This window comes from Moorena sp. (genome assembly GCF_982860115.1).
On sequence record NZ_CEYLVT010000058.1, the window covers coordinates 26,786 to 34,875 of the forward strand.

General features: G+C 44.7%; 5 protein-coding genes. All 5 read right to left on the reverse strand.

The genetic code is table 11. From position 1 onward, the window contains the following. Window positions 1-190: 190 nt before the first annotated feature. Window positions 191-1,339, reverse strand: coding sequence for a glycosyltransferase family 4 protein (locus AC4II3_RS12510; RefSeq protein WP_488013430.1), 1,149 nt, complete (start codon window positions 1,337-1,339; stop codon window positions 191-193). A 333-nt stretch (window positions 1,340-1,672) separates the two neighbouring features. Next, window positions 1,673-2,809 (reverse strand): glycosyltransferase family 4 protein, encoded by a 1,137-nt coding sequence (locus AC4II3_RS12515; protein ID WP_488013432.1) that lies wholly within the window; start codon window positions 2,807-2,809, stop codon window positions 1,673-1,675. 225 nt (window positions 2,810-3,034) lie between these two features. Next, on the reverse strand, window positions 3,035-5,227 hold the full coding sequence (locus AC4II3_RS12520; RefSeq protein WP_488013434.1) for an SMP-30/gluconolactonase/LRE family protein: 2,193 nt from the start codon (window positions 5,225-5,227) through the stop codon (window positions 3,035-3,037). 74 nt (window positions 5,228-5,301) lie between these two features. Further along, window positions 5,302-6,366 carry a glycosyltransferase gene (locus AC4II3_RS12525; RefSeq protein ID WP_488013436.1) on the reverse strand — a complete coding sequence of 355 codons (1,065 nt, stop codon included), beginning with the start codon at window positions 6,364-6,366 and terminating at the stop codon, window positions 5,302-5,304. 122 nt (window positions 6,367-6,488) lie between these two features. Next, window positions 6,489-7,958, reverse strand: a complete 1,470-nt coding sequence (locus AC4II3_RS12530; RefSeq protein WP_488013438.1) for an O-antigen ligase domain-containing protein — start codon at window positions 7,956-7,958, stop codon at window positions 6,489-6,491. Between the last annotated feature and the right edge of the window lie 132 nt (window positions 7,959-8,090).

The window sequence follows — 8,090 nt, forward strand, 5'->3', positions numbered from 1 at the left end:
AGATCGTGATCAGGATTGCTCTGATCTTAGTTTTCCCCAAAAAAAAGAACTAAACATAGCAAGAAAAGTATAGTTTCGTACATAAATGTTTTAGTTTAAAGAAAATAGGAATCCCCCCTGATATAGCGCTACGCGCAAGTCAGAAGTTAGAAGTCAGAAGTCAAAAGTAAGTTATGACTTGCGCGTAGCGCTATACTTTGTTCAGAGCTTGGTCAAAGGTCCTCAAGAGGCGTTCCAGGGAAAAAGTATCCTTAGCATGGATATAACCCCGCTCGGCTAGCATATATGCAGCAATTGGATCACTTAGCAATTCAGCAATGACCTTAGCCAGTGCTACTGAATCTCCTGGCGGTACCAAGTGACCAGTCTCGCCATCCTGAATCAATTCCACTGCACCACCAGCCGCAGCAGCAACTACGGGTCGTTTTGCCAACTGACCCTCCACAATCACCCGACCAAAGGGTTCCGGTTCAGTAGAGGTATGGACTACTATATTGCAAGCAGACATCAATGCTGGCACGTCATTGCGAAATCCCAGCATGTGAACACGACCAGCAAGTTCTGGTGCCGCAGCCATAGCTTCGAGCCGTGAGGCGTATTCTTCTTCACCAAATAGGGCTTCACCAACCAACAGGGCGTGTACATTGGGGAGTTCCCGTAAGGCTTCTAGTAAAATATGCTGACCTTTCCAGTAAGATAACCTACTGAATAGACCAACTAGTGGAGCATCACCAATGCCGAGCTGGTCACGGATTTGAGCGGATTGATCCGATGCCAGATTATCGAAGGGGTCTAAAGCAATGCCGTTGTAAACTAGTGTTACTAGGTCTTTTCGTCCCCCAGCAGCGATAAAGGCTTCACCAGTAGCACGAGAATTGACCAAGACTTGAGATACTCGATGATTAGCTAGGAAAACCGCTATGGCACGATTGACCGAGCTAAAGTGTGGTGCGGTCACAATATCTCGCAGGTGCCAAACCACTGGACGACCGCCCATCAATGTTGCGATCGCAGCAGCAATGAACGCTTTTTGGGAGTTGGCGTGTACTAGCTCAAACTCACGTCCAGCTGCTGCTATTTGACGAGCCATCCACCACAGGGCAGGTAATGCCTTAACAGCACTGAGTCCCCCTGAAGTTTTTACGGCTAAGATGGATTGGGGTGCAGGTATGACCTTGACCTTCACCTGTGCAGCTTCCAGCCGTTCCCGGAACGGGCCATCCGCAAATAGAAGTACTTCGCTGGTGTCCCGGTAGGCAGTGGCCAGATCCAGCAGGCTCAACTCAGCTCCGCCCAAAACGGCGGCATGATCGACAAAAAGGACTCGACGGCGCGTCATAAGAGCGAGTAGTGCACAAAAGGGTGTTTAAAAATTGGCAATAAATTCCCATTATACCCTCATGGGGGATATCCCCATGACCACACTACCTCACTCCATCGCTATTGCTAGCATGCTAGCATGCCTATTGCCTAAGGACTCGACGGCGCGTCATAAGAGCGAGTAGTGCACCAAAGGGTGTTTAAAAATTCAAAACAATTTTCAATTATACCCTCATGGGGGATATCCCCATGACCACACTACCTCGCTGCATCCCTATTGCTAGCATGCTAGCATGCCTATTGCCTTAAAAGGATAAGCAATATCGCTGACTCGTTCACCAGAATTACTATATTAATCCATAGCAGCTTGATACACAGATTTAATTCGTTGAGCAATCACCGGCCAAGTATAGTGCTCATGAACATAAGCTTCACAAGCCTCAGAGCTAGGTAGTTGACGCTTACCAGAAAATACCTCGATCATGCCCTGAGCAAGTTGATCAACAGAAGTCCCTTCAAACAATAAGTCTTCCGAAAAACCTTGTAAAATTTCTGGAATACTATCTACAGGTGTTCCTAGAACAGGTGTTCCATTCACCAAGGACTCAATAACAATTAGACCAAAGCCTTCCCATGCCACGGTTGGCACCACGGAGAAAGTGGCAGCACGGTAAGCTAGGGCTAAATCTTGATCCGACACAAAACCCAACAACCGGACATGGTCAGTCAGTCCTAATGTTTCAATCTGTGCTTGCAAGGTTGGCATCAGTGTGCCTTTACCTGCTATCAGTAGCAGCACGTCTGGATAGCGCTTACGCACCTGATCCACTGCTGCAATTAAATTTTCTAAGCCCATGCGTTTAGCTAACCGTCGCACAGCTAAGATAATTGGTCGCTCTTGAGACCAGCCTAGTTTTGACCGTGCCTCCTCGGGTGTAATGGTGGTGTCGAAACGCTCGGTATCAACCCCCGGAGGAATGATGTGAATGCGCTCTAGTGGGATATGATACTCTTGGTGCAAGGTGTTACGGAAAGCCTCAGAAAGTACGATAAACTTAGCTATCCGTTTGTAAGTAACCCGCTCTAGCATCCATTTTAACCGAGTCGCAACGGTATTGCTGCCTTCTACATGCCCTTCTAATGCCCAAGGCCCTTGGAAGTGCATCACCATGGGGCGACTGTCTAATTGATCGAGGATTGGAAAGGTATATAAAGCAAAGTGGGACACTACTAGGGGGTAGTCTTCCTCCTTCAGCACTTGATGCATCGTCTGTCGGATACCGCTCCAGCGTTGCCAGAGAGGGGATTCATGGCTAGCAAAGGCTTGGACTTGACCACCGGAGTTTTCAGATACAGCAGTTGAACCTGCCACTAAGCCATGCATCTCCACACCAGCTTCGGGTAAGTAACGAGTGCAATCGTAATAAACTCGGTTGAGTCCTCCTGCTTGTTCAGGGAACCAACCCATACCGATTTGAAGTGTTTTCACAGTACTATAGCCTCGATAGTTTAAGTTAATTGCAAAGGGAGTAGGGAGTAGGGAGTCGGGTGTAGGGTGTGGGGTGTAGGGTGATTGGAAAACTTTTTTGGAACTAAGGCAATAATTGTCTTGATGTAGTCGCTCATTGGGAGGGCCTGTCTTATGTGTATAGCTACCTCACTCCCCGCGCCCCCGCCCCACACTTTTATCATGGGTATTCAACCAGACTTGATATTAGGGGTTCATCTTTATGCGGTACATTAAAGCTTTAGCGTAAAAATCCTCTTCAGCAAATAGCAAGTATTCTCCATTTTTTCTTCGCACTACTCTTAAGGCCATCGGGACATCCAGCCAACCTGTAGTTGATTTGACTTCTGGGCCAGGATTTATTTGGCCAATCTCTTGACCTGTGCGAAAATCATAAACTCGCACTTTAGGGTATCGATTAGGATATTTTTCAAAACTATTATCGACATAGCCTACAAATAAATAGTCTCCCGAAATAGCCATACTTTTCGGTAAATCTGGTCTGACTCCTTTGGAGGTTTGATTGTAAGCGATGACTACTTCACCGACTTTTTGTGGCGTTTTACTCCAATTAATATATTTAACAGCTCTGTTACCAATCAATCCCCAATCACCCCTGGTATTAAAGGTCGGGGAATATCCAGCAATGTACATGGTATCGGTTTTAGGATGATACTCAAGTCGTTGAATAATTTGAAATTCCTTTGGCATTTCAAAGGATTGTTGATTGTTAATATCGTAAATCGGGCTGCCGTAGGAATCAAACCGTTTAAGGGATAGTTTTTTAATCCCGTTTCTTGATGTACCTATCCAGATATTACCGTCATCATCAGGCCAAAATGCCCAACCCCCATAATTTTGTCCTTGATTATATTCACCTTGTTCAGCCTGTTCTTCTTGTCCATTACCGTTTTTATCTTGCCAATACCGATAATCAAATTGACTTCCCCAAAATGAGGCAGTGGGAATAGCCACTTCCCCATCAGTTTCCGGATTAAACCGATAAACATGGATACCAGCTGACTCGGTATACATACTATTAGTAAACATCAGCTTACGACCCTTAACCCGGCGAATCATAGCACCAGCATTATGCTTTATCGTCTTCTTAATCCGATTATCATTAGGATACTTAAAGGGATTAATGGTATGGGCGACATGAGTCCATTCTTGACCTGATGATTTACTGTAATCTAGTTTAAACTGTTGATTTTTCGTATGAACAACAGTTTCATCCGCTGGATCAATATCAGGAATGTCAATAAATAAGAGACCTTGTAATTTCCAATTGAGAGTCCCATCCAGTTTGTAGCTATCCACGGTTAATCCACCCGCTTGCCAAGCGTAAATCCGACTGGGATCACTGGCGACATAAATATTATTATCTTGATCAACTCCAATCCCGGTAATGGAATTAAAATGTAAGGGTCTGATTTTTCCAATTTCCTGAGGACTTCCGCTGTATATTCCTCCTTTAACACCAAAGGTTCCATCAGGAGTTGGATTGTTACTGCTGTCTAGATTTGTAAAGATTTTAATCTGGTTATCAGGTCCACCATCTCCTACTAATAGGCGATTTTGATTATCCACAACAATAGCTGTAGGGATGCGAACCGAATCAATTTTACCTTGGACTTGACCCGTTTCTGTATTTAACTTAAGAATCTTATTTGTCTTGTTTTGGATAACCCACAAGGAGCCAGTTTTATCTAAGGCTAACTTATCCGGTTGATTCACTGACCATTCTTTAACCGGTTTCATGGTCTGGGCATCATAAACTTTTATTTTATTGTTAGGAGTATCACTAACATATAAGCGACTATTATCTGCTGCAATTCCCCGAATCAAACCTTGATTGGTATTGATAATCAACATACTATTATCATAGCCATTACCCCCCTTAAATTTTGCTCCTTTATAATTACTTCTGTTATAGCGACGAACACAATACCATTTATCATCAGAATTGGGATATCCTACGCCATAGCGACCCTTTTGTGTCATCGCTATGTAAATATAGTTATCATTAACTGCGATCGCAGTTCCCCCGGATCGTCCCCAGCCATGGGTAGCATCCAGTTGACCAAGAACATCACCATTTTTATAAACCCCCCCTTCTCTACCAGCTTCATCCCAGGGAGCATTAGCATAAACCGTACCATCGGGACTTACAGCCATCCCTAACATCGATAGCTGGATATGTTTTCCCTTGCCGGGAAGCTCACCTCCGGGACCATAGGTATTACCGATCCAAGAGGTAGTGTAAGTCAACCGTTGGCTTGGGTTGGATTCAGCTGTTATAGTGTCATTGTTGCTAATCACAGAATGGGCAATAATTACCAAAACAGCGATCACAGGAACAATCGCAGCATATTGCCATTCGGAGATACGTATTGACATAGTTTTTTCCCTGAGCTCGAAACTATTTAAAAGACTGGAGTCTGCAACCTGGGGTAGCTAGCCGTCAAGCTTCCTTAGGAACGTTTTAGAAGCTGATGATAAACAGCCGTAATCTTCTCCACCATAGTGGTGAGGGTTAGATCCTCAATGTTTTGCTGTGCTGCACGTCTTAATCTATCTTGTTCAGACGGACTAGCCAGAAGCATCTCGATCTGATCTGCCAGTGCGATCGCATTTTTAGGAGGAACTAGCACTCCTGCCTTACCGTAATCTAGTGCTTCGGGAACACCATCCACGCTAGTAGCAACAATCGGGCAACCCACCTGTCGTGCTTCCATCAAAACCAGAGGGAAAGATTCACGGTGTGAAGCCAGGACAAAAACATCCGCTGCCATCATGTAAGCTTGGGGATTTTTCTGAAAACCCTCGAAGTGGATACGATCAGCAACTGACGATGCCGCAGCTTGAGTTTCAAACATTTGACGGTCGGGACCATCTCCCACTAAGTACAAATGTGCCTGAGGACAACCCTTAGCGACCTGCTCAAAAGCGCTAATTAACTCAGTAATTCCCTTACGTCGGTTCATGCCAGCTACGGTGACAATAGCTGGATGTTCCAAAGCTTTAGGAGTGCAGGTTTCTATTGCAGGTAATCGAGGACTGCCTAGAGTGCGATTCTTGATCACAGGCATTTTCCCCATGGGAATACCCCGCTTAGACATCGACGTTGCTACCGCATCACTCACAGAAATAACCCGTTCAGCCAATCCCATCACTACTGAGCTACGTTGGTAAACATTGTGAATATGGGATACTAGCTTATATTTTGCTGAACCCCGTAGGAACCGAGCTAGGACTACTCCCGTCATCATGTGTCCATGGACAATATCTGGCTGAAATTCTGCGATTATCCCTCGATAACGCCTAGCAGCCTTAAGCAGATGCAACGGTTTTCGGGTCTGATCGAGTTCAAAGTGAGTGACGCCATAACGGCTTAGCAATGTTTCATATGCGCCGCCAGCAGAGGCAATACCAACCTCATGACCCGCTTTCGCTTGCTCACAGGCAACGTCAATCGCTACATTGACAATACCATTACCAGTTTCTTTAATATGGTTTAATATATGGAGTATACGCATCAAACCTCTCCCAAAAAGCAAAGCACCGCCATATTTGACCTATGAGTTAGTTAGGAATTGGTAGTTGAAACATCCGGCTGTTCCTCCGGCTGTTCCTTTCCATCTCCTACTTCTGTTATTCTTCAGTCAGTGCCATTGATCAGAAAATTTTCATAATTCTTATCTTTAGCAGTCTTCACTTCAGCAATACTTTCCATTTCAGAAGAAAGCTTATTTTGATGCTGGTGATACTTATGTGCTGCCATCGTTAGACCCAAAAATCCCCAAATATAACATCCCCCGACACCAAGCATGGCGCTACCAATCGGTAGCCCGATTAAATTACTCAAACCAATAGCACGAGCAGTACTCATGAACGAATCACGGCGAATCTCAGGATATTGAAACACACTATATACCAGCAGGAGCAATCCACACATATATGGGATAGTTCCAAACCAGCCTAATGTAAAAAACATATCTAAAATGCCACTGTCAATCACAACGCTTCGGAGTTCCCCTTGTTCGATAGTGAATGTATTTCCAATCCCATTACCTAAAGCCATAGAAAGAGCTTTGCCAAGACTCTCTTCATAGATTTGTTGTCTAGCTTCCGCGCTGTGATCATTTCCAAGGTCAGAAAATGTTGCCAAACGACTACCAATTACCTCCGAGAATGGCTCAATAGTAGTTAACGGCACGATACAAATTCCCATGACCAGGATAGAAATAATGATGCGCATCTGGATTTTGGGTTTGAGTGAACTGGTCAGAGAAGCCAGTCCAAAGAACCAGCTTGCCCACATCGTCCGTGATAACGTTAGTAGAAAAGACAAATAACCAGCTATGGAAGCAGGAATACGTAAAGGACTATTATTATTAAATAACAACAGTAAACCCACCATCATGGTTGCGGCAAACGGTCCAGTGGAATTCATCGTGCTCCACAAACGAATACCGAACGGTTCGGGATTCCCCATCGAGAACATTCTGGCGTTGATCAACCAAAATCTATCCCACTCCGGTGCGATCACATATTGCACTAAGCCATAGACTCCCATCACCAATACACCCCAGAGAAATGTGCGCTGAATGTTTTGGCGATAGCGAGGATAATCTCGCCAATTTATAAATAAGTAGAAACCTAAAAGAATCGGGGTGAACCAGTCGATCAGTCCTCGAATCGCGAAAATAGGAGTACTTTTAATCAGACCAATAATAAAGCCATACAAAATACTGGTGAATCCCAAAATAAAAGGCAAACCCCCCTGTTTATAGGCTCTAGGAAGGTATTTTACAAAGGTATCCAAAGTAATCCATGTCACCACAGGGGCTACTAGTAATACTGGACTCGGATTAACCCAATTACTGCGATAGTCAATTAAACGACGAACCAACGGCATCAGAAACCATAGCCACCACATAAAACCTAAATAGAGGACAGGATACCGTCGATACAGAAAAAGGCCCACGGCAAACCCTACCACAGGTAAGAGAATACGCAGAATGCTGCCCGCACCAGCAATAATGCCCAGTATTGTAATCACAACAAATAACAGGATGGCTGTCCAAGCAGGCGCTGGTTCTAGTTTGATAGGAATTCCTTTTGTCATTAGGTCTTAGAGATTACATATACAGCAGTTTTCAATTGGGTGAGGTAAAAAAAACCTAGGTTTTAGGTTTTAGGTTTTAGGGAGTAGCGATGCAGCGCGGTCTTGGGGAGGCAGCGCGGTCTTGGGGGTTCC

Bases quoted from the DNA above. Each gene is read 5' to 3' on its own strand.
- AC4II3_RS12510 (WP_488013430.1), bottom strand. From the start codon at position 1,339: ATGACGCGCCGTCGAGTCCTTTTTGTCGATCATGCCGCCGTTTTGGGC.
- AC4II3_RS12520 (WP_488013434.1), bottom strand. From the start codon at position 5,227: ATGTCAATACGTATCTCCGAATGGCAATATGCTGCGATTGTTCCTGTG.
- AC4II3_RS12525 (WP_488013436.1), bottom strand. From the start codon at position 6,366: ATGCGTATACTCCATATATTAAACCATATTAAAGAAACTGGTAATGGT.
- AC4II3_RS12530 (WP_488013438.1), bottom strand. From the start codon at position 7,958: ATGACAAAAGGAATTCCTATCAAACTAGAACCAGCGCCTGCTTGGACA.